The organism is Lactobacillus apis (assembly GCF_002837055.1).
In the GTDB taxonomy this organism is placed as follows: Bacteria; Bacillota; Bacilli; order Lactobacillales; family Lactobacillaceae; genus Lactobacillus; species Lactobacillus apis.
On sequence record NZ_PDKP01000001.1, the window covers coordinates 548,545 to 573,724 of the forward strand.

Below are 25,180 nucleotides of genomic sequence, written 5' to 3' on the forward strand. Positions count from 1 at the left end.
ATTAATGGAACCAATGCGTATGCTTGTCAGTAAATGCAAGAACGTCATTACTCAAATATAGGATGTATGTAAAAAATAGCGTTAGATTTGCGTCTCCTTGAAATGCTGTTACACCCCACAAAATAATTGACATAATCCCTTGAATCGTCCAGAAATAATATTGCTCGCGAAATCTAAAAGTACATAACACAGAGCCAGTAATCCCAATTGCTCCAGCAATTGCATCAATCCACGGACGAGGACTAATAAATATTCTTGTGTCCATCAGATAAAGCATAGCTGTCACAAATAAAAAGAAGATCAGGGTAAAACACCATTGTTTAAATTTAAGCCCCCTAATGTGCTTTTCAGCGTTTTTAGACCATGCTGGTAGCAACAATACCGGTAAGTCGAGTAAGAAGATATAGGACGCTTGCAAGACAACATTTGCATAATTTTGTGCGTAAATCGATACGATTATATAGATGATTGAAGAAAGTAAACCTAAAACTCCATTAATCGGTTTGGCATTAGTAATTGCGAGCGTACAAGTAAAACCCATTATTGCAGCAACCATCGTAATTAAACTAATTGGATTAACCGGCGTAGAAATTGTTGTTCCGATAATAACTCCAATTCCTAGCATCAGAAGCATATAAGTCTTGAAGCTCCATCCTCTCATTTGTTCTAAATACCATTTAGGCTTAAAGATGTCGGTATTTGGTTGAAAATTCATTATCCACTATCCCACCATTTTTCTTAATTTGTGCAAAAACACGTTTTCTATCATAGCATTTTTATCATACAAATCAATTAATAGCCCTTGTTGTCAGCTTTTCCTTATCTCTTTTTCATTAGCGCCCCTTTTAGCATTATTGGAGCGATTAGTGTGGTTAAAACTATTACTCCAACTACAGTTGAATAAGCAGCAGGAGCGAGCAAATGATTGGACAAGCCAATTTGTGCTACAACCAGTGCCATTTCCCCACGCGAAATCATTCCTGTTCCAACTTGGTAAGCACTACTACTAGAAAAACCAGCCATTTTAGCTCCTACACTTGCACCCACTAATTTAGAGATAACACTTCCTACAAATAGGACGACAAATAATAAGCCATCCTTAAAAATTCCAGTAATTGACATTTCTAGACCGATGCTGGCAAAAAAGATAGGAATAAATAAGCTATAACCAATATCCGTAAAACTTTTTTGCAGTTTTTGTTTATCAGGTAATCTACTGAAAGCTAATCCTACAAAGAAAGCACCAATGACATTACTCAGACCCACTTTTTCTGCTCCAAACGCTGCCAGTAAAACAATAATTATCGTAACAAGTGGTTTCGCCGCTGGTAGTAGAAGGCGTTCACTCAGTTTAAGTATGCGTGGAAATAGCCAAATACTTGCAGCTAGTAATACGACTAAATAAACTAGCTGTAATAGTAAAGTCAGTCCTAGGCCAAGATTCGCGTTCGCGGAGTCCGTGTGGGTTCCCGTAACGCTACTTACAACACTTAAGAGAATAACTGACAGCAAATCGTCAACCACAGCAGCTCCAAGTATTGTCGTTCCCTCTTTAGTTTCTAACTTTTTCATTTCTTGCAAAACAGCGACAGAAATTGAAACTGAAGTGGCGGCAAACGTAATACCTAAAAAGAGACTTTCTGTTTGCGAGAATTTAAAAGCAATCCCCGTTAAATAAGCAATTACAATTGGCACGACCATTCCAAAAGTGGCCACAAGGAAGCTAGGTTTCCATAATTTTTTCAAAATCGCTAGATCACTTTCAAGTCCAGCTAAAAACATTAGCAAGACAACTCCAATGTCGGAAAAACTTTTAATTAAACCACTAGGCTGTACCCAGTTAAGCATAGCTGGGCCAATAACAATTCCGGCTAGCAATTCTCCGATTACAGCTGGTAAACCGCAGCGATTAGCAATCTGTCCGCCAATTAAGGCAAATAGCAAAATTAAACATAAAATTCCCATAATTTGCATTATTAATTCCACTTTCTGAAATGAACAAAAAAGACTTTCAAAATTGCTCAGGCAACCCAAACCTGAGGACAATTCTTGAAAGTCTTAGACTCCAACCAAATTTTTATTTGATTCATTTTAATGACCAATTTACTTTATCAGTATAAATTGGCAACTTTTATTAGTATAACTCACAATTTTTTTAATACAAACTTTGGAAGACGGAAAACTTTTAGCCTAGCTATTTTATTAAAACAATCGCAGCAAAGCTAAAGAAGCTATTCCTACAATAACGATTACTAAAAGTGATTTACTAATAACCGCTGATACCAATGTTGGTACTGAAGCAATTAGGTATTCCATGTTAATTTTTGGCAACTGCCCTGGTTGAGCAGTGAATAAATTGCTAAACCACATTGTAGACATTATAACAATTGGTACAAAGGATAAAAATTCAACCACTACTTTAGGCAAAGTGAATTTTTTAATAAAATAAATGGAAGTACACGTGATAACCACGTCGCAATTCCACAGCCGACAATAGTTAAAAATAGATAATTAGAAGAAGACATGTTTTATTACCATCCCCAATGTACATCCAATAAGTGTTACAGCAATAATAACTAGACTAGCTGGCAAAATTATGGTTGAAATGTAAGTTAATACCAATGTCAATAAAACCACTATTACTTGTAATGTCTTGTTTAAAGCTTTATCACTGTTTACCTGTAAATATAACAAGCCGATAAACATCGCTACATTTGCAAAATTAAGCCCTAATTTCTTGGGATCCTCGATAAAATTACCTAGCAAGGCACCAATCATTGTGGCAATTACTCAAGTTGAATAAGAAATAATATTTTCGGTATTAAACCAGCTAAAATTCATTTTCCCGTTAGTATAATTAAGTTTATTCATTGCTAGAGCAAAGCTTTCATCAGTTAAAAGTGTGCCAATTAGCATCCCTTTACCCAAGCTATCTTTCTTAAAATATGGTGCAACGGTTGTACTCATTAAAATCATTCTTGAATTAACCATAAAGGTAGTAAAAACGATTGAAGCAATCGGACTACCCGCTGCTAGCATACTAACAGTGGTAAATTGTGCTGAACCGGCATAGATTATGACTGACATTAAAATTACTGTAATGGTCGAAAATCCCGAGGCACGAGCAATCACTCCGAAAGCAGTTGCAATTCCTAAGTAACCAAAAACTGTTGGAAGAGTATCAACTACTGCAGCTCGCTTAGTTAATGAATCGTCCACCTTACGCCTCCTTAGCTATAAATATCAATTTAAAATAAATCGAAGCAAATTTACATTCATCGTTTAATAAGGTCCAATTTAAGTTGGATGCTAAAAGCATTGAACTAAAAAACTAGTTGCCCATCTATAGCAACTAGTTTCATTTATGACTTTACTTATTAATCTTTACTTGATTTTGTAAAATCAATTCCACGATCTTTGAATACTTCTTTAGCAACATTAATCGCATTCAATACTTTTGGAAATCCTACATAAGGAATAGTTTGAATAAAAGTCTCAATTACTTCTTCTGGTGTTAGGCCTACATTCAAGGCACCATTAATATGAACATTTAGTTGGGGTTCAGTATCGCCTTGTGAAAGCAAAGATGTGATTGTAATCATTTCTCTTTGCTTAAGGTCTAAGACACCACGATCATATACATCACCAAAGGCAAATTCAATGATGTAACGACCGACATCTTCGGATAAACCAGCTAATGAATCAATAACTGACTTACCGCCTTCACGGTCAACTTTTTCCAAATTTTCTAAACCTTTTTCATAGCGTTCATTATTTTCCATAGCTTTTCTCCTTTTCGTTTTACAAACTTATTTTCAACAGTTAATAGAATAATTGCTGGAGTGCAGTCCATGTCAACCGCTATTTTAAAAATATTTTGTCATGCTAAAATATGATAAAGTACTATACTGAAATAGAGTTATTTCAGGAGGAAATAAGATGAAATATTCAATTGGTCAATTCTCTGAACTTAGTGGCTTTTCAATTGATACGCTACGCTATTATGAAAAACAAAAACTACTTTTCCCAAGTCGAGATGAAAATAATCGCCGCTGTTATTATGAAAAAGATGTGGCTTGGATTAAGTTTATTTCGCGCTTAAAAAAGACAGATATGAGTATTAAAGAGATGCAAAAATATGCAAAACTGCGCTATGAAGGTGATCAAACTATTCCTGACCGGCTTGTTTTACTTTTTAATCAGCTAGACAATTTGCATAAGAAAGAAAAAGAAATTGATGATAGCATTTCCTTTATCGAAGGAAAAATCAAAACATATCTTAAGACCCTTGGGGATTTAAAAGAATAAGAGCATATCTTACCTGTACCACCACGTTTGTCACACCTTGAGCTTATAAAAGTACTAGCATAGCTCAACATGATTGATATTTTCTAATTCGACCCATGTATCTGAAATGACAATATGATCTGCTTGATAGCCTTGAACTAAACCAAATAGATTCGGCAAAAAATCATCTTCACTATCGATGACTTTAAGTTGAACTGATACGGGATGATGATTAGCGTATGCACTAAGAAGCAACTCACTAATTGCCTCCTGGGACATTGGTTGCTTTTTTTCATAAACTTGAGCGCGTTTTTTATCAATCTTACTAACGGTTGATGTATAGTCGCTTAGCATAAAGCCTTGCCATTTCTTCATTCCACGATCTTGATATGTTCTAAAAAAATCGTCTAAAACTTGATCAAATTCTTTTTGATCGTGTCTTTTTTTCACTTTGTCCGCCTCCACAACAAACATACGTTCTTATTATACACTGTTAATTGAGCAAGGGCGAAGCAAAATTCGTACCTTATACTAGTAAAATGCTAAGCAAATGTACTTTTGGTATTGGCTAGTATTCAAAATAGTAAGTTGAAAAAACATTTAAATAAGGTATAATGATATTCGTTATGGAGAGTTGGCAGAGTGGTAATGCACCGGACTCGAAATCCGGCGAACCAAGTTTTCCTTGGCGCGCAGGTTCAAATCCTGTACTCTCCTTAAATATATAGTCTTGGAGCTTGATATATTAGTATTTTTAATTTATGTGATCGCCAAATGTTCGCCAACCTTTTAATTATAGTAATTCAGAATCCAATATAAAAGAGCAGTTATAAAAACTGCTCTTTTATTTATATAATTTTGTAGCTCTATGCCGTGCTGTTTTAATGCTAAATTTTGTTTTTAACCAGCTAATTTATACCATTTATATTTATGAAAATTTAACATCTTTGAATGACCAACATCTTTGTCTGCACTGGATAAATCAAAGAAATTCGAGGTAACTTGGATATCAATACCATCTTCACTGTATTTTATTTTTTTGATATATAGGGCATAGGCATATTTGTCATTGCCGTTAGATGCATCTTTTTGGTCATCTTTTAGTAGCATCTTAATGTTTTTTATCAACTTCACTAGTATCGTATCATCAGTATCCTGCTCATTTGAGTCATCATCTTTACTGCTATCATCTTTTTCAACCTTAGAAGTTTTTTCAGACTCGCTTCTATCAGAAGCATTAGTGTTACTTTCGTCAGTAGGATCGGAAGGAATTAAGTTTATTACTACGATTGTTGCTACTATTATTGCCCAGAATTGCCATCTCTTTTTTATAGGTACTTCTGTCTTGTTGCCTGATTTCTTCAACTCATGGTCGTGATAAAGCATATAACCGATATACCAATTAGGCTAAGACCTAGCTACCCAGATATAAAAGCTAACATTTTATTTTCTCCCATTAGCATAATTGTTTATATAATACATTATGACATTTTTAAACAGGTGTCTCAATAGATATTATTGGATATGAATGTTGTTAATATTACTAAGCTCTACTTCCATATCACCTATAATAACTTTATCTCCATCATAACCCTTAATTAGACCAACAATGTCAGGCTGTATTTTCTAGCTCTTTTAATTCCTTTCAACTATATAATTTGGTTACAGCCAACATAAAAACTTAACACAAAAATAGATGCTTAACGATGAGACTTTATCTATCATTGAGTGACCTATTTACTAAACTTTAATTTTTCCCTTAATTATTGTATATTTATATTGATCATTTTCTTCTAGGAGGTTTGAAAATGAACAACGAAATTTCAAAAGCCAATGAAGCAAGAGCATTCCAAACATATATAGCCTGGTGTGAAAGAGAAGAAAAAATTTTTTCCTGTATATCTATTATAATTACTTTGGCTATATATTTTAAACGAGATTTAATATGTCAGTATCTAGGTACCGCTTATTTTTGGCCCATATTAATTATTTTAGCAACTGTTTTTTTGGAATCTACTTTTTTATTTAGCTCACAAATTTATTATACAAAACGATTATTATATAGTAATAGAACCAAAGAAGATGAAGAGTTTCATGAATCTTTTTATAAAAAAATGGTGCCTACTTTTACATTAATAGTTCTAATACTTGAATGGGTCATAATTCCATCTTTTTTAATTATATTATCATGCTTCTGGTTACACTTTAACCTATCAAATACTATATGGTTATTTTTGCTTGTTCTTATAATTACCGCTTTAGTCTTATCATATTGGACGTCGAAAAAAAAATTTGAAATATATAATAATGAGCGTAGTCTTTTCAATATTATTGCTGATAAAATAAAAAGACATGATTCTTAACTATGATATGACCCCCAAATTTAGGACAAATTTGGGGGTCGTTTTTATGTCTAAATTATCTAAACAAGATAAAATTGAAATCTACCATCTTTGGCATAGTTATGGAGTTGGTATAATTGAACTCAGTCATCGCTATCGGGTGGGACAATCTAATATTATTTAAATTTACCCAATGCTTTACCGTATTTATCCTTGCCCACGATATAGCCGTTGCCATTAGCGCGTGGTCGTCTTAACCAAAGCCGTTTTGGACCTTGAAATACTGCATCGTATTTAATTACAATGCCTTTTGGCAATTTGGCAATTTAGCAATTGCAGGGGCGGTAATGTGTGGCGACGTGTGCAACTTCAAAGCTTTACTCAAAATGAAAGTTCCTGGTCTCTTAACCCAGTTTGATTTGTTGCTTGCACTTTTAGCTGGCTTTTTCGCTACGTTAGCCTTGCGACTGACACCATGAGCAATGTCATGCGCGAATTGTGTTTTGCTAATACCAATGCTGACCATACGGATCAGAATGATCAGCATTGCCCAAATTATGTGTTACCCAGTTATGCGTCTCAACGCCACGTTTTGCATTAGTATCAAGTGTTAAAGGAATGCCGTATTTTTGAGCATACTCACGAATTAGACCGATATAGTTTCGGTATGCTTTCTTTGCTTGAGATTTATTGGTAAACTCGCACAGCTCAATCTGCATAGGTGAAAGTTGGTTACCGTAATAACCACTTCCCCAGGCGACATAGCCTAAGCCACCTACCAGATAGCACTCTTTGTAATCAACAACTAAATGAACATAGGTCTGTGCAGTATTAATACCCACCTTCATGTTGTGGGCAATTGCCCCAGCTTCACCATTAGGAGTTGCTGTAGAGTGAGCAACAATAATATCTCTTTTGGCAAGAGCATATGTACCCTCATTTGCAGATAGTGCATATTTTTTATTTAGCTTCATTTTTTACACCTTCTTGATAAGCTTTCTCAACCATGCCTTCGACTGTTTCTTTAGTTATCTTCACTTAGATGCCTTGGCTTGTTCTAGTAATACATCAGTGGCTGCCTGCTTTTTTCTGCTCTATAAATATCGGTATGTATTGCCTGTTGAGTAACGATATATATTGTGCTATGTCATAAAGCCACTTCATCTTGTCTGCAAATGCTGGATTATGTTGTTTAGCGTATGGATAAGCAGCCATAATACCAACAGCCAGTATGACAACGTATGGCAATAATGAATTTAAAAAGTTAATAAATTGAGTCATTTTAGTTTCCTTTCAACAAAAAAGAACACTATGCAGTGTTCTCCAACTTATTTTTTAATTCTTCGTACTTAGTTTCGATTTCTAAGCGCCTTTTTTGCTCTAAAAGGTAATCTTTCTTAAAATTATCTCTTTCAGTTTTTAGGTTTTTAATGATATCATCTGTATCTTCTTTATGTGACGTATGAGTTACCGCTAAAAAGGTAGCTGCTACTTCGATCAGTATCCCAAAAACATAAATAAGGCTAGTCACATCATGCACACTACCACCTCTCTAACTCTGGTATATGCAATATAGACATAATATTGCATATTGCGGTTTCAAGGATTGCTGTTACATTCATACGGAACTCGACAACACCTATAGCATGTCCCATTTGCAATCCAATTAAAAACCACAAAGTCCAGGCACCCAAGATTAAAATAAACATGCGCCAGACCCTATGCTTCTTTCTAAACATAGAATCAACGGTAATTAAAGGACCTAGTAAAATTATTGCTAGGTCTAGTTTTTTGTCGTTTATAAAAAGAGTCCACTCTGGCAGCCAATAGAAATAGTTTCTGTCGCGAAGCAAAGCGATGCCAATGGCTAAAATGGTAGCACCTGCTATGGTCTGGTCATGATTTTGCTATTTTATATTAGCTCTTCCAACACCCCAATGGTATTAAAATATAATTATTCTCCGCTCAATGGATAGGTGTACCAAAGTGTTGTTCCCTATACTATTTCTCGCAATCCTATTCTTAAGCAAACGATGGATATTTTAAAGAAAAATTGGCACAAATATCCAACCTTGAGTGGCTTAAATCAAGGCTGATACCGAAGTTACAAGTTTCAATCATGACTTAAAGACTATGGCATTAGTCAATCAATATCACGCAAGGGAATTACCTTCATGGTAATGCTCGGAAGGCTTCTTCGAAGTATCCAAACGAGAAATATTTTATGGATTTAAAAATCTCAATGAACTGGAAGATACAATCAAAGACTACATTTGGGTATCGCAATCAGAAAAGAACCAGAATCAAATTAAAAGGACTAACTCTGAATTAATACTGGAAGTTAGTCCTCAGTTAATAGCTGTTACAGTCTCTTTTGGGCATTCCACACTGTACAGCTTAAAAACAAATTGTTGTGATATGCCCACAAATACTAGGGGTATTTAATTAATCTTTTTTATCTATTTTTCCTATATAATCATCAAGTTCTAAGCGTGTCCCTATATACATATTTAATAGTGGATATGTAATATTTATAAAAATATTAATAAAATGATAATAGAGTTTTATAATACTCTCTTTTTCAGGAAGCAACCAGACCACTATAGAGCTTGAGAAGCAAACTAACACTGCTTCTAACATTGATTCAGCACTTTTTGCTAAAAAAACATATCTATCTTTTCCTATTTTCTTTACCACCTTTAAGCAGCAAGCTAAATAAACAAGCCAAAAATATAGTGCAAATAAGAGAACCAAAATAGGGAGTGCAAATATATAGCTCTTGAATAGTTCTAAACTTCCTCGATAGTACAAATTACCAAAAAGCACCACAGCTGTCAAAAGAAAATACCCTATTCCCATCAGAATAGTAGTATGTTGGTTGAATTTCTCTTTTGCGTTAAACAGTATTTTATATGTAATCCTTGCACTGCATATTAAAATGACTAAAGAAGATATGCAAAAGCAAATTTCGTTTCCACTCACTAAAATAATAATTCCCAAAAATATAAGAAATACGTCTCCAAGAAGTTTTGATTTTTTGAGATTACCATATATTGCTCTTAAAGACTCCTTTTTATTCTTATTACAATTCTCAGAACACTTACAACAAACTTTCATATATAACCACCTCTTTCGGCTTTATATTATATCATAAACTTATGTATCAATTCTTGTTTGAATGTCTCTATTTTACAATGTCGGTTAGCGAAGCATCTTTTTGTACTTATACAATATACATAGCCCAATTGTTAAATATACGTGCCTTTTAAGCATAGATTAAGTACTGCTTGATGTTATGGTCCATCTGAGTGGTTGCTTTTTTAAACTTACTGCTACAAATAGAGCGAAATTAATCCAAAATCCCTCAATTACAGCTAGAATAAAATACTGCAGAACTGAACAGGATAGTGTTGCCTCATGGCAGTCAAGTCAATTTCATATTTATGCCAAAAATGAAAAATTTTTGTCTTGTTTAAATAACTTAGCCACATAAATTTGAGGAAGATTTCAGAAATTACTTTTACTGATTTTTTAAACTAAGCTTTTAAATATCCCTGTTTTTACTAAAAATAAATACTGTAAACCTACTCCAATTATTGCAGCAAAACAGCCCAAGAGATTAATTATCAACCGATTAATCGGAGCATTTGTAAGCAAACAAATTTCAATCCAGGGAGCTGTGACTATCAAGTAACCACGTGCTCCTGTCATTAATAAAGAACACCACTTAAAACTTTTACTAATTTGGTTTTTGCTAATTCGGTAACATAGGAACTTTTGAAATAACCAAGTACCTAAAAGGACTACAACTGTTGTGAAGCCAAACTGCCAGACTTTATAACTAGTTACGTTGATACTGTAATATGAATAATAATTCAGGCAAATCACATAGCCACATACAATATCCAAAAAATAAAAGCGATCGGCATAACTCTTTTTAGCAGTCTCACTGATATAGTTGCCTAAATTTTGGGCCGTTTGTCTTCTTGACTCCTTCTGTTTGTCGATAACTTTATTCCTTACTAAATAGTGGTACTGTAGTGCTATTCCGCCAAATCCGGTAATTAAACCGATGACTAACGAAAAAAACATGCTAGCACTTGATTTCAGAGAAATACTCAAAAAAGTTAAAGGAGCATTAACAAATACAAAACTTCGAATTCCAGTTGAAAGCAAGCTAGCATTTACCCAAAAAGTCGTCATTTTACCAGAAGCTATTTTATGCTTTAAAAAGTTCTGAAAACGAACCAAACTAATAGCTGCTACGAGTGTTGCAAGAATAAATAGCCAGCCAACTTCAAAGATATCAGTAGGTAATAGAATCAAGAAAAGATAGGTAAGTCCATATATAACCAAATCTCCCATGTGGTTAGTAGAATTGTCTGCAAGCGCAAAAGCATGTTCATGATGTGCATATCACGTAAAGCTTCACCAACAGTTTCATGCCTGTTTGTTTTATTATTCAATTTCTATCTCCTTTTGTTCAGTATTTTATTCTATACAGTTAATTCTAATTTTTCCTTCATTAATGTCAAGTAAACACTATTATCCTTAAAAGTCTCCTATTATATTACGGCAAAAGAAAAATCAAGTAGTTTATTATCTACTTGATTATATTCATTCACTCTTTGGCAGTAAAATTTGTCAAAGAGTCAAAAGCAATTCTATTGTATTGTTTTCTTAATCTGTCTAAACTTGCGATCTAATCAAATTGAGCTCTCTCATTATATTTGCAAAATCATTTAGAACTAGCCCTGCAGTTTAACCAAACTGAAAATCACAGCTACTGCAATCACGCTAATGATTATCGTTTTTAAAATTGTCTTTACTCTCAAATCTATTTTCATTTTTATTGTTGTATTCCCTTTTTGCTTTTGAAATCGATAAACTTTATTCATTACTATTAATACTCCAATCCCATTTTTATACTATTATTTGCCTGACTTAAGTTGGTTATATAGCTTTCTAATTTTTCTATGGACTATTGTTAGTTCCTTCTCTAGTCGTTTTACTTCTTCTAGGTAGTCTTTTTTTACTTCAACTACATCTTTATTACCTTGAGTATTTTTCTTATCTCCTGCACTAAGCATTTTGTAAATGTCAGAAATGTCTTGTCAGCTTCTTCACTAAAATTACTATTGTAAGACTTCAATTCTCCGGATATTTCCTCGGTTGTTGCCATGATTGCAGAATTGTAGTTATCAAGATAATCCTTTGACTCATCAAAGAATTTTTCTGACTGTTCAAAAAAGACAGCAAGAACTTTTTTATCTAACGGCTTATCCGACTTTTGCATTAGTTGATTTAATAAACTATATAACGTGTGAATCTTAATGACAATTTTTTAGAGGAATTAAACAAGCCGCGCAGAGCTAGCATATCCTTTTGCCGTTCACTTGATTTTAATTGATACTGCGTATTCACGTAAGAAAAGATAACTGTGATAATACTTCCAATATAAGACCCTAAGAACCCTAACCAGTCACCTATACTGGTCTTATCACCAACAAATAAAAAGGTAACTAGTGGTATAGCAATTGAAAAAATGATTGCCACTTGATTTTTCTTGATAAACTTCTTCATTCTATCTCCCACTATCCAATGTTTTCTTATGAAATTATAGTATTAAACAGAATACACAACATTTTAAAAAACTAGCCAATTTAGTTACAAAGTATTTATTTCTTAAGTTTTGTTCAAGGCTATGTACCTAGTTGGAACTAACACTATTAAGCTGATAAAATACAATCGGTATTTATCTGAAAGTAGGGTTGTAATTTGGATATTTATATTTGGCTTGCCAGCTTATCCGCTTTAATTCTGCTGTTACTTATTTTCAATGTTAGAAATTCACGGCGCTTTAACCTGTTAGATCACTGGCTACATCACAAATTGGTCAGACAGCGTGACGGAATTAGTTGGCAAATCGTTGCTTTCATTAATGATCCTAAATTATTAGTGGTTTGGGATGTATTTCTTGCTAGCTTTTTAATGAGTAAAAATGAAACTTTATTAGCATTCTGGGCTTTATTTACGCTTGGTTTTACCGACTTTGTCGGCATTGTTTTAAAAAAATGGATGCACCGAAAAAGACCAATAATGCATTCTAGTTTAGAAGATGGTTATAGTTTCCCTAGCGGACACGTTTTGGGAACAACAATCATGGCTTTAATCGTTTGGCGACTTTTTGCAGATACATTAGGTAGCAAATTATTATTGATTCTTATTTTAATTTGGATGATGGTTGTAATTTCTCGTATTAGTTTAAAAGCCCACTTTCCTTCTGATATTCTAGGTGCAACCTCTCTAGCTGTTTTTTGTTTTAGTATTTGTCAACAATTTTTATTATTAGTAATTTAGGCTTGTAAAAAATGCCGCAGTCATTACAACAATACTGCGGTATTTTTATTATTCTTTTTTAAAATTAAAGCTATCTAAGTAGCTTACCAACTATAAAGATACTTAAGAACAATTTTTTGAAATATCATAAGAAATAAATAATCTTCCTAACAAAAAGCCCTAGTTTATCATAACTAGGGCTTTTACTATGCTGTTATTTTATATGCAATTACAAAATTGGCAAAAAGTGTTTGGCACTTTATAGATCATCAAAGCCAACCATCAGACTTCCTTCTTCAGCATAGAATGCACACAAACCACGCATTGGACGAATGACTATTTCTGCTTGGGGATATAGAGCGAGAATTTTTTCTTTAAGACTATTGGCATCTTTTTCGTTGTTGCACTGGTCAATAATGACAGGGCCACCTTTGTATTTCCGTTCATCCATTAACTTCAAAAGCTCTTTAAAAGCTCGTTTCATTCCTCGCACTTTTGAAATTGGTTCTAGCTTACCTTCTTCACTTGCAGTGCCAACAACATCAATATTCAACATTTTTGCCATCTTAGCTACAGCAATGTTGACCCGACCGTTTAAGGCCAAATTGTGTAATGATTGCAAAATAACTAATAAGTGAGTATGGGTTTTATACTCTGAAATTTTTTGTTCAATATCTACAAAACGAACTGATTTATCTTCTACTAAGCGTTTAATTTCACGTTGAATAACCGATATTTCTGGACCCGCAGTCCTTGAATCAACAACAATTACCTTACTACCAGGATTGTCCTTTTCATAAATTTGTTTTGCCTGATAAGCGGATGAGAAACTGCCGCTGAGGCCACTGGTAATGGTTAGCATAACAGCTCTTTTACTTCCTTCAAGGGCTTTTAGCCATTCATCGATACTTGGACAAGAAGTTCTACCTTCCTCAGTGTTTTCTTCCATACTAGTAAGAAATTCTTCCATGTTAAGGTCCTCATTATCAAGAAAATCCTTACCCGCTATAGTAACGGTCAATGGTACAACGGTTAAATTCTCACTAGCTTTTTCATTGGCACCAGAATCGATTATTAATTTTACTTCTTCCATAATAAACACCTTGTATAGAAAATAAACTGATTTTTTTAAAAAATGTATAGCTAAATAATAATTCAATTGAATTAAAAAAGCGACTAATTATTTTTTAAATTTTTTTAATGCTAGAAATCGTTTACAAATGTTTACATAATCACAAACTTAGGCTAAAATTTGTCATGTAGAGATGGAGCCCTTTGCTCCTCTTAATGTATGTACCTACTTGGTACAGCATGTATTATTTAGGAGGTTTTTAGATGTTAAAATCAGTCATTGAAAATGTTCATGCACTGGAAATCTATGATTCACGTGGTAACCCAACTGTAGAGGCTTTTGTTACCCTTTCAAACGGTGTCGTAGGTAAAGCTGAAGTTCCATCAGGTGCTTCAACTGGTGAAAATGAGGCTGTTGAATTACGTGACGGTGGCGATCGCGTTGGTGGTAAAGGTGTTTCTAAAGCAGTTAACAATGTTAATACTAAGATTGCTGAAGCTTTGAAAGGCTTAGACCCTCACGACCAAGCTAACATTGACCGTGTAATGATCGAATTAGACGGTACACCAAACAAGGCAGAACTTGGTGCTAACGCAATTTTAGGTGTGTCAATGGCTACAGCTGACGCTGCTGCTAAGGACAGCAACCAACCTTTGTACAGATACCTTGGCGGTACTGACCTTGAAATGCCACAAACTTTCCACAACGTTATTAACGGTGGTGAGCACGCTGACAACGGTATTGACGTTCAAGAATTCATGATCACTCCAGTTAAGAAGACTTCTTTCCGTGATGGTTTTGAAAAGATCGTTAACACTTACCATACTTTGAAGAAAGTTCTTGAAGATATGGGTTACGAAACTGGCCTTGGTGATGAAGGTGGTTTCGCTCCTAACATGAAGAACTCTGAAGAAGCTTTACAAGCTTTACACGAAGCTATCATTAAAGCTGGCTACAAGCCTGGCGAAGATATTGCTATTGCTTGTGACTGTGCTGCTTCATACTTCTACAACAAAGAAGATGGCAAGTACCACTTTGAAGGCAAAGTATTCGATGATGATCAATTAGCTGAATACTACGACAAGTTACTTGATGAATTCCCAGAATTAATTTCTATCGAAGACCCTTACGACGAAAACGACGTTGAAGGTATGATCAAGTTCACTCAAAGCCACAAAGACAGAATTCAAATTGTTTTAGATGACTTTATTTGTACTAACCCTAAGCTTTTAACTAAAGCTATCAAGGAAGGTGCTGGTAACGCATCATTGATCAAGTTAAACCAAATCGGTACTGTTACTGAAACTTTGGAAACTATTCGTCTTTCACGTAAGAATGGTTACAACACTATGATTTCTCACCGTTCAGGTGAAACTGGTGACACATTCATCGCTGACTTCGCTGTTGCTATCAACGGTGGACAATTGAAGACTGGTGCCCCAGCTCGTTCAGAACGTGTTGAAAAGTACAACCGTTTACTTGAAATCGAAGAAGAACTTGGTGAAGGCGAGCGTTTAGCTACTTTCCCAGACAGCGTTGACAAAGACTAATTTGTTACCCTGAAAAAAGCCTGCAGCAATGCAGGCTTTTTGTATGCAGATAAAATTACTTTTCAGTTATGTATAATGTCGGTAAAAAACTAATATGAGCTAACCCTTTAGCTAGAAAAAAAGCCCCTTTTATGCTAATTTAGATAAGTATTTAAAAACTAAGGAAGGATAAATTATGTCTGAAAATATTAAAGGTTTAACTCAAGCCGAAGCAGATGAACTCCTTACTAAAAATGGTTTAAATGAAGTCCCTGAACCTCAATTCAACTTTTTCAAGGAATTTTTATCAAAATTATGGAATTTATCGGCATGGATTTTGGAAGCAGCATTGTTACTAGAGTGCATTTTAGGCAAATGGATCCAGTCGCTCTTTGTCCTACTCATGCTATTATTTGCGGCTTGGAACGGAGCATCTAAAAAGAAACAGTCAAGGCGAGTTTTAAATAATATCTCGCATAAATTAACTCCAACTGTTTCCGTAATGCGCGATGGTAAATGGCAAAATATTGATTCAAAGTACCTTGTACCTGGTGACTTAGTTAGTATTCAAGCTGGAGACGTTCTTGCAGCTGATGTGAAGCTAATCGATGGACAAATTTCTACAGATGAAAGCTCAATTACAGGTGAAGCAAAAACTGTTAGAAAGCAGGTAAAAGACACTGCTTATGCTGGAACCACTGTTGTTGAAGGCAGTGGCTTAGCAACGGTAACTGCAACTGGTGCTAATTCTCGCTCAGGTAAGACCGTTAATCTAATTAACAACTCTGCTGCTCCTGGACACTTACAGCAACTTCTAACCAAAATTATTTACTACTTGTGTATTTTAGATGGAATCTTAACCCTAGTGATAGTCATTGCTTTCTTCTTTAAGGGTGGGAAGATAAGCAATTTTATCGAAATGTTGCCTTTCTTGGCAATGATGTTTATTGCCTCTATCCCTGTCGCAATGCCCTCAACCTTTGCCCTCTCGAACTCATTTGAAGCAACTCGACTAAGTAAAGAAGGTGTCTTGACAGCTGATTTAACTGGTATTCAAGATGCTGCCAACTTAAATCTAATTTTACTTGATAAAACTGGAACTATTACTGAAAACAAGACTGCAGTTGCCAATTGGACTAACTTTAGTCAGATGACTGATAACGAAGTTTTAGAATTAGCTGCTGCCGCAACTGACCAACGTAATAAAAAAATCATTGACTCAGCAATCGATGATTACGTTTCTAGTCTTGGTCTAAAGATCAAAGCACCTGATGACTTTACACCGTTTACTTCAAGTACTGGCTACTCAATGGCTACTATTGCTGGATATAATGTCAAATTAGGTTCTTTTAAGCAACTGTCACTTATTGATAAATCTGCTACTGCTAAAGTTAAGGACATTGATTTTGGTGCAGGCCGTTCCGTTGCCTTACTAATTGATGACAAGTTAGCCGGTGTCTTTATTTTACAAGACAAAGTTCGCTCCGATTCAAAAGCAGCTTTGGCTGAACTTAAAAAACGTGGTGTTATGCCTATTATGTTAACTGGTGACAACCAAAAAACTGCTGAGGCGGTTGCTAAAGAAGTTGGCTTAGAAGGCGAAGTAATTTCAATTCATGATTTTACTGATCAAACTGATACCAGCAAGTTAGCCGGAATTGCAGACGTTTTACCAGAAGATAAGCTAAAAATGGTTAAGTTTTTCCAGCAAAAAGGCTATATTGTCGGAATGACTGGCGATGGGGTGAACGACTCACCTGCCCTTAGACAAGCCGAAGTCGGAATTGCTGTTTCAAATGCGGCCGACGTTGCAAAACGCTCTGGTAAAATGGTTCTTTTAACGGATGGACTAACTTCAATCGTTAAAATTCTCGATGCGGGACATCGCGTATACCAACGAATGACTACTTGGTCTCTTACCAAGCTCGCAAGAACAGCTGAACTGACCATGTTACTAACTTTTGGCTACCTCTTCTTTGGCTACATTCCAATGGCTCTAAACGCAATGGTTATTTATACTATTATGAATAATATGGTAACGATGATGATTGGTACTGACCGAACGCATATTACCTACAAACCAGAAAATTGGAATATGGCTAGATTGGCAAAAATTGCTTTTTCACTAGCTTCTGGTTGGACTTTAATTGGTATCCTAGCCATTGCCTATCTGAATACTCATGGCTGGAATCACGGGACGATTTCAACCATGGTTTACGTATATCTTGTTTTGAGTGCAATGTTCCTGATCTTAATTACAAGAACAAAACGTTACTTTTGGCAAGATTATCCTTCCAAAGCTGTCGGTTTAACTCAGCTAGGTGACGTCATCCTAACAGTCATCTTAGCAATCTTGGGGATTGCAATGGTTAAGATTAGTTGGACTAATCTGGCAATTACATTTTTGGTGGCACTAGTAGCTGCAATTATCATTGACCTCTTTTACCAACCAATAATGAAGAACAGGTAAAAGTAAGCAAAGTTAAATACATATTTATTAAACGCATCAAATTAATTTGGTGCGTTTTTTATTTCTAGTAGAAAAAAGACTTCCAAATACTTGGGAGTCTTCATCAAAACTAATTATTACTTTTTCAATTCATAGACATATGAGGTTTCATTTGGACGGTAAACCCCATGAAGGAGACCAACTTTGGTGAAGCCCATTTTATCTATTAAATGTTGCATTGCCTTATTATCTTCGTGTGTGTCTATTCTGACGGAATCAATTTCTTTACGATTATCCTTAATGTCGTTAATTACAGCTTGCAAAAGTTGAGTAGCATAGCCTTTTCCAGCATGATTCGATTTAATTGCAACACGATGAATTACTACGTAGTTATCAGTATCACACAGCCACTTACCATCTAAATGGTCATAAACATGATCTGGACCATCAACAATTGCAATAGCACCAACTGTCTCATGATCATCAGATTCAGCCAAAAAAGCCCAACCGTGTTCAATATCTTCTTCAATTTGGCCTTTTGAAGGGTAATCACCTTGCCATTGATTGACTCCACGTTCAGCTAACTGGTTAGCACCGTCTTTTAAAATAGTGATAATTTGGTCAAAATCGGCCATTGTTGCTTTTCTTAATTGCAAATTACTCTATCCCCTTTTTTGAAATACCGTACCATTATATCCACTCGAATCTCACTTGTAAAAAAAATTGAACACTTTTTTTGGAACTTAAAATGATTTTCATTTAGGAATTATTTTTGCTGGCTAATTCTTTTTTTAACAACATTTCGACATTCCAAATTAAATGAAAAGATCATGGCATTTTCCTTGCCATAACTATTCCTTCAAACATATTTAGTATAGTTTGCTCTTTCACTGATGTTAAAAATTTTGCTCTAAAAAGAGTACAAAAAAAGATTGTACTTATGAAAGTGCAATCTTTTTATTTTTTAAGCGCCGTGATATTGAACTAATGAAAAGACATCTAAATCAGGTAACTTTTCTCGACCATGCAAATCAGGTAATTCAATATAGAAAGCAGCGCCAACTAGTTCAGCTCCTAGGTTTTCAATTAACTGCTTACAAGCTGTTAATGTTCCTGCAGTCGCTAGTAAGTCGTCACAAATTACCACTTTTTGACCTGGTTTAAGGGCATCTTTATGCATCTCTAGACTATTTGAACCATATTCCAAATCATAAGAAGCACGTTCAACATCCCTAGGTAATTTATGTGGCTTACGGGCAGGAACAAAACCAACGCCTAATTCGGTTGCAACCGGACAGCCAACGATAAATCCTCGCGCTTCAGGACCAACAATAACATCAGCACCCTTATTTTTAGCATACTCAGCCAACTCATGAGTGGCCTCTCGAAATAATTTTCCATCTTGCAAAATCGGGGTAATGTCGCGAAATACAATACCCTCATTAGGGAAATTATTAACACTTGCAATGTGTTCTTTAAAATCGTTTGCCAAAAGAAGAAAAACCTCCAAAAATACAATCTTATAACTTAAGCTGTTTTACTTACTCATTCTACCATTTTTTGCACATTTGCGCATCTGTCTTAATGCTGTTTTAATTGCTTATTCACGTACATTAACAATTGACTGCTTGGCATTTGTCGAAGTTGTTTGATAAAACTTAGCTGTGAGCTAATACCATTGTAATATTTAGAAGCAGTCAAAGGCATCTTAGCCGGATTTTTAACGCCTACAATTTTTCCTTGCTTCATTTCAACGAAATTAAGTTCAAAAAGTACCCGAAGAATGAATAGAATACTATTATAGTCTAGATTGAGAAATGGCCCTACCTGACGGTAATCTTCTGCACTTAGTCCAGGATGGGAATAAACATAGCGTAAAACACTCTCAAATGCATTATTATCTGGAATATTCTTTACAGGTAGCTGATCCATTAAAAAGCGCAAGTACAGTTGCTCAAAGTTATTGCTAAGTGCAAAATCTAACTCATTCTGATTATGAGGAGCATCAAGTAAAACGACCACTTCTCCATCTTCATCATATTCACTGGCTAAAGTAATTTTGGTTTCATCCAGGTCGAAATTATTTATTGCTGCAAATTTGTTTTTCTTATCGAATAACATGTAGCGGTCAGCAAAACCCATGACATATTTTTCTTGCCTTAAATCAACTACTGGAGCAGGAACAGCCAGTTTAGGCGCAGCAAAGATCATCCCTTCCATAATGCCTTGCAGCTTAACTTGATTACGAAAAGTGTTCTTACCGAGTTGAATAAACATCTGATCAATGTATGGCAACAGAACTTTTGTCAGATATTTTTTGTTGAAGCCAACAACCTCAAGTTTTCCATTTCCTTTAGTTACCGTTACTTTAATGTGATTTTTCTCTTTGCCCATATAAAAGCAGCCACTAATTTGTGGTTGAGATATGCAGAAAATGGGTTGCGGGTTATCCGTTCCAAATGGACCGACTTGATCGATTTTATCAATTAAATCAATCGTAAGTTCTTCAAAAGGCAATTCCATATCATACGGCTTTACAATTTGCTCATGAACGCCATGATAGCTATCTTCAAATGCCTTTCTTAGCGCCTCAATTTTACTCTCTTCCATAGAAAGACCACAGGCAAAATCATGGCCACCAAACTTTAAGAATAGATCCTTTTTAAGCGGATCGAGAGCATTAAATAGGTTGAAACCTGCAATAGAGCGTCCAGATCCCTTAATAATTCCATCATCATTTTTAGTTAAAACGATTGTTGGTTTATGCACCTGCTCAGCAACCTTGTTTGCAACAAGGCCCAAAACGCCCTCATGGAATTCAGGATTATAAATTACTAGTGTCCCTTTGGATTGCCAGCCCTTTGCTTTGATTTGCTCCAAACAATTTTGATAAACCTCGACCGTTAGTTCTTTACGTTCATCGTTTAGCTTCTCAACCTGGTCTGCAATTTCTTGGGCTTCTTCTTCATCCTCACTTAGTAATAATTCTACAGCTAAGCTTGCATCAGCAAGTCTACCAACCGCATTAAGTCGTGGGGCGATATTGAAACCGATATCTGTTTCGTTGATTTGTCCAAAATTTAAGCCAGAATTTTTAATTAAAGCACGTAATCCAGGGCGCTCTGTCTGATTCAGCTGTTGGAGTCCTCTTTTTACGATGATATGACCTTCACCAGAAACTTTTACCATATCACCAATTGTTCCAATCATTGCAAGTTCTAATAGTTCCGGCATTGGATCTTGCATTAATTGCCGACAGATTGTATAAGCTACACCGGCACCACAATAGTCGTCAAAGGGATAATCTTGGCCAGGAAAATTACAATGCACAATTGCATAACTATCCGGTACATCTTCTTGAATTTTGTGGTGGTCAGTAATAATCGTATCGACCCCGTGAGTCTTAGCGTAAGCTACCTCTTCAACCCCTGTTATCCCATTATCTACAGTAATAATTAAATTGGTTCCGTCTGCAACGATTTTTTCATAAGCTGCCATATTGGGACCATAACCATCACGGAAACGATTAGGAATGAAAAAATGAACATCTGCACCTAAGATAGCCAGGGTTTCCATCATAATACTGGTTGCGGTAATGCCATCAGCATCGTAGTCACCATAGATTGTTATTTTCTCTCCGTTGTCAATTGCATCATTGATTCTTGCAACTGCTTTATCCAAGTCGTGCATTAAGCTGGGATCTGCTAAGTCTTCTTCTGTTGCATTAAACCAAAAATTCAGTTTTTCATCAGTGTTAATACCACGCAAAGAAAATAATTTTGCCTCAGTATTGCCAAGTTGGTATTTTTCAACTAGTTCAGGAGCTAGCTCTTCTCCTGTGCGCTGTTTCCAATCTATCATTAAATTAATTAAGCCTTTTTTCTATTTACACTTATCTTTATCTGCTTGATAAAAAATACCAGATTAAAACTGCGGCACCATTATCTGATTATATTCTAAAAATACATAAGGATTAATATCCATCAGATAATAGAGTCGCAGCCTTGCTTATTTTGTTAAACAATTTATTATTTAGAGTTTAAATCGTCATCATTCATTCGTAAGACAGCCATGAAAGCATCTTGTGGTACCTCTACACGACCAACGGCTTTCATTCGTTTCTTACCACGTTTTTGCTTATCTAATAACTTAGCACGACGGTCTGGGTCACCCGTGTGAATTTTCCAGGTAACGTCTTTTCGATAAGGCTTAATTGTAGCACGTGAAATAATTTTTGCACCAATTGCTCCTTGAATATCAACTTCAAAGTTTTGACGCGGAATTAACTTCTTAAGCATAGAGGTCATTTGACGTGCACGATCTTGTGCCTCATCCCTATGCGCAATAAAACTCAATGCATCAATTACCTGCTTATTAAGCAAAATATCTATTTTAACTAAATCAGTTGCACGATATCCCGTAATTTCATAATCAAGTGAAGCATAACCTTTAGTCGAAGACTTCAAATCATCAAAGAAGTCATAGATTATTTCAGCAAGTGGCATATTGTAAATCACATTGACACGGTATTTATCAAGATAATCCATTGTGACAAATTCACCGCGCTTACGTTGACAAAGTTCCATTACTGGTCCGACAAAATCGTTTGGAACCATTACTTCTGCCTTAACATAAGGTTCTTGAACTTCCTTATATTCTCCTGCTGATGGTAAATCGGCTGGATTATCAATTACTTTGGTTGAACCATCATTCATAATTGCATGATAATCAACCGAAGGCGCGGTCATAATTAAATCCAAATCAAATTCTTGTTCTAACCGTTCTTGAACCACATCCATGTGTAGTAAGCCTAGAAAACCACATCTAAATCCAAATCCCAAAGCAGTTGAAGTTTCTGGTTCAAATTCCAATGCAGCATCATTTAACTGCAGCTTTTGGAGAGCTTCTTTTAAGTCGTCATATTTAGCATTGTCAACTGGATACATACCAGAATATACCATTGGTGGTATTTGACGATAGCCAGGAAGAGGTTCTGCAGTTGGATGTTCAGCTGAAGTAATCGTATCACCCACTCGTGTCTCTCGAACCGATTTAATATTAGCAGTTAAGTAACCAACATCACCAGCAATCAATAAATCTTTTTTTACTGGATGAGGACTTGAGACACCAACTTCAGTAACTTCATACTCTTGGTCAGTATTCATAATCTTAATCTGATCGCCAGGTTTTACTGTTCCCTCTTCTATTCTAACGGAAAGAACTACGCCTCGATAATCATCATACTTTGAGTCAAAAATTAACGCTTTAAGAGGAGCCTCTAAATCACCTGACGGAGCAGGAATATCCTTTACGATCCGTTCGAGTAATTCGTCAATTCCCTGTCCAGTCTTACCAGAAACCTCGGCAGCGTTCGAAGCGTCTAGACCTAGCATTTCAGTGATCTCTTCCTTAGCCTGCTCTGGATTTGCGGAAGGTAAGTCAATTTTATTGATTACTGGCAAAATTTCTAAATCGTCATCAATTGCTAAATATGTATTAGCTAAAGTCTGTGCTTGAACACCCTGAGAAGCATCTACAACCAACAATGCTCCTTCACAGGCGGCCAAAGAACGCGAAACCTCATAAGAGAAATCGACGTGACCTGGCGTATCAATTAAGTGGAAAATATAGTCTTCACCATTTTTTGCATGATACTTAATTTCTACAGAGTTCATTTTGATGGTAATACCACGTTGACGCTCAAGTGGCATGTCATCCAGCATTTGATTTTTTAATTGTCGCTCTGAAACTGTATCAGTCAGCTCTAAAATTCGATCAGCAATTGTTGATTTTCCGTGATCGATATGTGCCACAATAGAAAAATTGCGAATGTGTTCTTGATAATCTTGTAATTTTTTAATATCCATAAATTGCACCCTTTACTCTATCTTTCCTATTATAGCAAATTCGCTAAAAGGGATAAAACTTTTAATTGTCATCTCAGCTAATCTTTTAATCCCGCTTAAACAAAAAAGCAACAAGTTATTAAACTCATTGCTTTGACAGTTTATTGTAATTTATCTTTTAAGCGTTCAAAGAAACCCTTCTCCTGTGGGGTAATTGATCCTCCACCGGCTTTGACAAATTCAACCAGCGCTTCTCTTTGCTTTTCATTAATTGACTTAGGAATCTGAACCTGAACCGTGGTTACTTGGTCACCATTACCGTTGCCACGTAAGTATGGTACACCTTCACCATGTAAAGTGAACTTCTTATTTGGCTGAGTACCAGCTGGAATCTTCAACTTCTTTTCACCATGAACGGTTTTAACATTGATTTCATCACCCAAAGTAGCTTGTGCAAATGAAATCGGTACTGTTGTATAAATTGTGTTACCACTACGTTCAAATTCTTTTGAAGGCTTAATTCGATAACTGATGTATAGGTCCCCGTAAGGTCCACCATTTTTACCAGCTTCACCTTGACCTTCATAGCGCAATTGTTGGCCATTATCAATACCTGCAGGAATATTAACTTCAATCGTATTCTTGCCATCAACAACACCATTACCATGACATGTCTGACATGGATGCTCAATAATTACACCACGGCCATGACACTTGTCACATGTTGTTTGTCTTCGTACAACACCAACTAAAGACTGTTGCGTAATGGTCATATAACCAGTTCCTTGACACTTGTCACATGTTGTTGGATGTGTTCCTTTTTCAGCGCCACTACCCTGACAAGTTGAACAGGTTTCGCTACGAGTATATGAAACCTGAGTCTTCTTACCAGTAATTGCATCCATAAAATCAATGGTTAAAGTATAATCTAAATCTTCGCCCCTAGTAGGTGCAGTTGGATCAACATGTTGCTGACGCGCACCATTACCAAAGATATCACCGAAAATATCGCTAAAGTCACCAAAACCACTGAAGTCACCATAGCCCTGACCTGCTCCACCGCCAAAGCCACCTTGACCATTTACACCAGCAGAACCAAATTGGTCATACTGTGCACGCTTTTGTTGGTCATGAAGAACTTCATAAGCTTCATTAATTTTCTTATACTTTTCTTCAGCACCTGGCTCATGGTTTATATCAGGGTGATACTTTTTAGCTAATTTACGGTAAGCAGAGTTAATTTCTTTATCACTGGCATCACGACTAACACCTAGCACGTCATAATAATCTTCTTGTGCCATCTAAAAGCTCCTTAC

26 protein-coding genes, 1 tRNA gene and 3 pseudogenes are annotated in these 25,180 nt (G+C 35.6%); 7 read left to right on the forward strand and 23 right to left on the reverse strand.

The genetic code is table 11. From position 1 onward, the window contains the following. Window position 1: 1 nt before the first annotated feature. The 5 genes and pseudogenes from pnuC to CRG87_RS02675 form a co-directional block, all read right to left on the reverse strand. Window positions 2-715 carry a nicotinamide riboside transporter PnuC gene (gene pnuC / locus CRG87_RS02655; RefSeq protein ID WP_074425257.1) on the reverse strand — a complete coding sequence of 238 codons (714 nt, stop codon included), beginning with the start codon at window positions 713-715 and terminating at the stop codon, window positions 2-4. Between the two features lie 104 nt (window positions 716-819). Next, the gene (locus CRG87_RS02660; RefSeq protein ID WP_228150043.1) at window positions 820-1,986 is read right to left on the reverse strand and encodes a cation:proton antiporter; all 1,167 of its coding nucleotides are present in this window, start codon (window positions 1,984-1,986) and stop codon (window positions 820-822) included. A gap of 216 nt (window positions 1,987-2,202) precedes the next feature. Beyond that, window positions 2,203-2,525, reverse strand: a pseudogene (locus CRG87_RS02665) (AzlD domain-containing protein). Then, window positions 2,512-3,219: pseudogene (locus CRG87_RS02670) on the reverse strand (AzlC family ABC transporter permease). The pseudogenes CRG87_RS02665 and CRG87_RS02670 overlap by 14 nt, the downstream one beginning before the upstream one ends. 158 nt (window positions 3,220-3,377) lie before the next feature. Beyond that, window positions 3,378-3,782 carry a carboxymuconolactone decarboxylase family protein gene (locus CRG87_RS02675; protein ID WP_074425255.1) on the reverse strand — a complete coding sequence of 135 codons (405 nt, stop codon included), beginning with the start codon at window positions 3,780-3,782 and terminating at the stop codon, window positions 3,378-3,380. Between the two features lie 157 nt (window positions 3,783-3,939). Here CRG87_RS02675 and CRG87_RS02680 point away from each other — a divergent pair, with 157 nt between their 5' ends. Next, entirely contained in the window at window positions 3,940-4,308 is a 369-nt protein-coding gene (locus CRG87_RS02680; protein WP_074425254.1) for a MerR family transcriptional regulator, read from the forward strand. A 54-nt stretch (window positions 4,309-4,362) separates the two neighbouring features. Here CRG87_RS02680 and CRG87_RS02685 read toward each other — a convergent pair whose 3' ends face one another. Then, on the reverse strand, window positions 4,363-4,737 hold the full coding sequence (locus CRG87_RS02685; protein WP_083213182.1) for a hypothetical protein: 375 nt from the start codon (window positions 4,735-4,737) through the stop codon (window positions 4,363-4,365). Between the two features lie 178 nt (window positions 4,738-4,915). On the opposite strand from CRG87_RS02685, the gene CRG87_RS02690 reads away from it, so the two are divergent. Then, window positions 4,916-5,004: transfer RNA gene (locus CRG87_RS02690), tRNA-Ser, on the forward strand. 183 nt (window positions 5,005-5,187) lie between these two features. Here CRG87_RS02690 and CRG87_RS02695 read toward each other — a convergent pair. Further along, window positions 5,188-5,673 carry a hypothetical protein gene (locus CRG87_RS02695; protein ID WP_074425251.1) on the reverse strand — a complete coding sequence of 162 codons (486 nt, stop codon included), beginning with the start codon at window positions 5,671-5,673 and terminating at the stop codon, window positions 5,188-5,190. A 422-nt stretch (window positions 5,674-6,095) separates the two neighbouring features. Between CRG87_RS02695 and CRG87_RS02700 the strand changes: the two genes are divergently transcribed. Then, a complete protein-coding gene (locus CRG87_RS02700; protein WP_074425250.1) occupies window positions 6,096-6,650 on the forward strand; it encodes a hypothetical protein in 555 nt (184 codons plus the stop codon). Between the two features lie 155 nt (window positions 6,651-6,805). On the opposite strand, the gene CRG87_RS08125 is transcribed toward CRG87_RS02700, so the two are convergent. The 5 genes from CRG87_RS08125 to CRG87_RS02720 form a co-directional block, all read right to left on the reverse strand. Beyond that, window positions 6,806-6,946 carry a hypothetical protein gene (locus CRG87_RS08125; RefSeq protein ID WP_228150044.1) on the reverse strand — a complete coding sequence of 47 codons (141 nt, stop codon included), beginning with the start codon at window positions 6,944-6,946 and terminating at the stop codon, window positions 6,806-6,808. Continuing rightward, window positions 6,928-7,155 (reverse strand): hypothetical protein, encoded by a 228-nt coding sequence (locus tag CRG87_RS08130; RefSeq protein ID WP_074425249.1) that lies wholly within the window; start codon window positions 7,153-7,155, stop codon window positions 6,928-6,930. The genes CRG87_RS08125 and CRG87_RS08130 overlap by 19 nt, the downstream gene beginning before the upstream one ends. Continuing rightward, window positions 7,136-7,603, reverse strand: coding sequence for an N-acetylmuramoyl-L-alanine amidase (locus tag CRG87_RS02710; RefSeq protein WP_074425248.1), 468 nt, complete (start codon window positions 7,601-7,603; stop codon window positions 7,136-7,138). The genes CRG87_RS08130 and CRG87_RS02710 overlap by 20 nt, the downstream gene beginning before the upstream one ends. A 94-nt stretch (window positions 7,604-7,697) precedes the next feature. Continuing rightward, window positions 7,698-7,910, reverse strand: a complete 213-nt coding sequence (locus CRG87_RS02715) for a hypothetical protein (RefSeq protein WP_074425247.1) — start codon at window positions 7,908-7,910, stop codon at window positions 7,698-7,700. Window positions 7,911-7,938: 28 nt separating this feature from the next. After that, window positions 7,939-8,160: a hypothetical protein gene (locus CRG87_RS02720; protein ID WP_165775958.1), complete on the reverse strand. Its 222-nt coding sequence runs from the start codon at window positions 8,158-8,160 to the stop codon at window positions 7,939-7,941. A 668-nt stretch (window positions 8,161-8,828) separates the two neighbouring features. Between CRG87_RS02720 and CRG87_RS08265 the strand changes: the two are divergent. Beyond that, window positions 8,829-9,074: pseudogene (locus CRG87_RS08265) on the forward strand (hypothetical protein); the annotation flags it as partial. Here CRG87_RS08265 and CRG87_RS02730 read toward each other — a convergent pair. The 5 genes from CRG87_RS02730 to CRG87_RS02745 form a co-directional block, all read right to left on the reverse strand. Further along, window positions 9,075-9,746, reverse strand: a complete 672-nt coding sequence (locus CRG87_RS02730) for a hypothetical protein (protein WP_074425244.1) — start codon at window positions 9,744-9,746, stop codon at window positions 9,075-9,077. 414 nt (window positions 9,747-10,160) lie between these two features. After that, window positions 10,161-10,955 (reverse strand): hypothetical protein, encoded by a 795-nt coding sequence (locus CRG87_RS02735; protein ID WP_074425243.1) that lies wholly within the window; start codon window positions 10,953-10,955, stop codon window positions 10,161-10,163. Next, on the reverse strand, window positions 10,952-11,095 hold the full coding sequence (locus CRG87_RS08030; protein WP_165775959.1) for a hypothetical protein: 144 nt from the start codon (window positions 11,093-11,095) through the stop codon (window positions 10,952-10,954). The genes CRG87_RS02735 and CRG87_RS08030 overlap by 4 nt, the downstream gene beginning before the upstream one ends. Window positions 11,096-11,670: 575 nt before the next feature. After that, window positions 11,671-11,925 carry a hypothetical protein gene (locus tag CRG87_RS02740; protein WP_046307011.1) on the reverse strand — a complete coding sequence of 85 codons (255 nt, stop codon included), beginning with the start codon at window positions 11,923-11,925 and terminating at the stop codon, window positions 11,671-11,673. Between the two features lie 8 nt (window positions 11,926-11,933). Then, a complete protein-coding gene (locus CRG87_RS02745; protein WP_074425242.1) occupies window positions 11,934-12,212 on the reverse strand; it encodes a hypothetical protein in 279 nt (92 codons plus the stop codon). A gap of 195 nt (window positions 12,213-12,407) precedes the next feature. Here CRG87_RS02745 and CRG87_RS02750 point away from each other — a divergent pair, with 195 nt between their 5' ends. Continuing rightward, window positions 12,408-12,989 carry a phosphatase PAP2 family protein gene (locus tag CRG87_RS02750; protein WP_046307014.1) on the forward strand — a complete coding sequence of 194 codons (582 nt, stop codon included), beginning with the start codon at window positions 12,408-12,410 and terminating at the stop codon, window positions 12,987-12,989. A gap of 238 nt (window positions 12,990-13,227) precedes the next feature. On the opposite strand, the gene CRG87_RS02755 is transcribed toward CRG87_RS02750, so the two are convergent. Continuing rightward, window positions 13,228-14,061, reverse strand: coding sequence for a DegV family protein (locus CRG87_RS02755; protein ID WP_074425241.1), 834 nt, complete (start codon window positions 14,059-14,061; stop codon window positions 13,228-13,230). A 242-nt stretch (window positions 14,062-14,303) separates the two neighbouring features. Between CRG87_RS02755 and eno the strand changes: the two genes are divergently transcribed. Both eno and CRG87_RS02765 read left to right on the forward strand, forming a co-directional pair. Further along, window positions 14,304-15,590, forward strand: coding sequence for a phosphopyruvate hydratase (gene eno / locus CRG87_RS02760; RefSeq protein WP_046307019.1), 1,287 nt, complete (start codon window positions 14,304-14,306; stop codon window positions 15,588-15,590). A gap of 175 nt (window positions 15,591-15,765) precedes the next feature. Further along, window positions 15,766-18,039: an HAD-IC family P-type ATPase gene (locus CRG87_RS02765; protein ID WP_074425240.1), complete on the forward strand. Its 2,274-nt coding sequence runs from the start codon at window positions 15,766-15,768 to the stop codon at window positions 18,037-18,039. A gap of 116 nt (window positions 18,040-18,155) precedes the next feature. Here CRG87_RS02765 and CRG87_RS02770 read toward each other — a convergent pair whose 3' ends face one another. The 5 genes from CRG87_RS02770 to dnaJ all read right to left on the reverse strand — a co-directional run bounded on the left by CRG87_RS02770 (window position 18,156) and on the right by dnaJ (window position 25,165). Beyond that, window positions 18,156-18,674 (reverse strand): GNAT family N-acetyltransferase, encoded by a 519-nt coding sequence (locus CRG87_RS02770; protein ID WP_074425239.1) that lies wholly within the window; start codon window positions 18,672-18,674, stop codon window positions 18,156-18,158. Window positions 18,675-18,982: 308 nt separating this feature from the next. After that, window positions 18,983-19,510 (reverse strand): adenine phosphoribosyltransferase, encoded by a 528-nt coding sequence (locus tag CRG87_RS02775; RefSeq protein ID WP_074425238.1) that lies wholly within the window; start codon window positions 19,508-19,510, stop codon window positions 18,983-18,985. A gap of 89 nt (window positions 19,511-19,599) precedes the next feature. Next, window positions 19,600-21,876, reverse strand: a complete 2,277-nt coding sequence (recJ, locus tag CRG87_RS02780) for a single-stranded-DNA-specific exonuclease RecJ (RefSeq protein ID WP_074425716.1) — start codon at window positions 21,874-21,876, stop codon at window positions 19,600-19,602. Between the two features lie 170 nt (window positions 21,877-22,046). Next, a complete protein-coding gene (gene lepA, locus CRG87_RS02785) occupies window positions 22,047-23,885 on the reverse strand; it encodes a translation elongation factor 4 (RefSeq protein ID WP_074425237.1) in 1,839 nt (612 codons plus the stop codon). A gap of 140 nt (window positions 23,886-24,025) precedes the next feature. Beyond that, window positions 24,026-25,165 (reverse strand): molecular chaperone DnaJ, encoded by a 1,140-nt coding sequence (gene dnaJ, locus CRG87_RS02790; protein WP_046307029.1) that lies wholly within the window; start codon window positions 25,163-25,165, stop codon window positions 24,026-24,028. Window positions 25,166-25,180 lie beyond the last annotated feature (15 nt).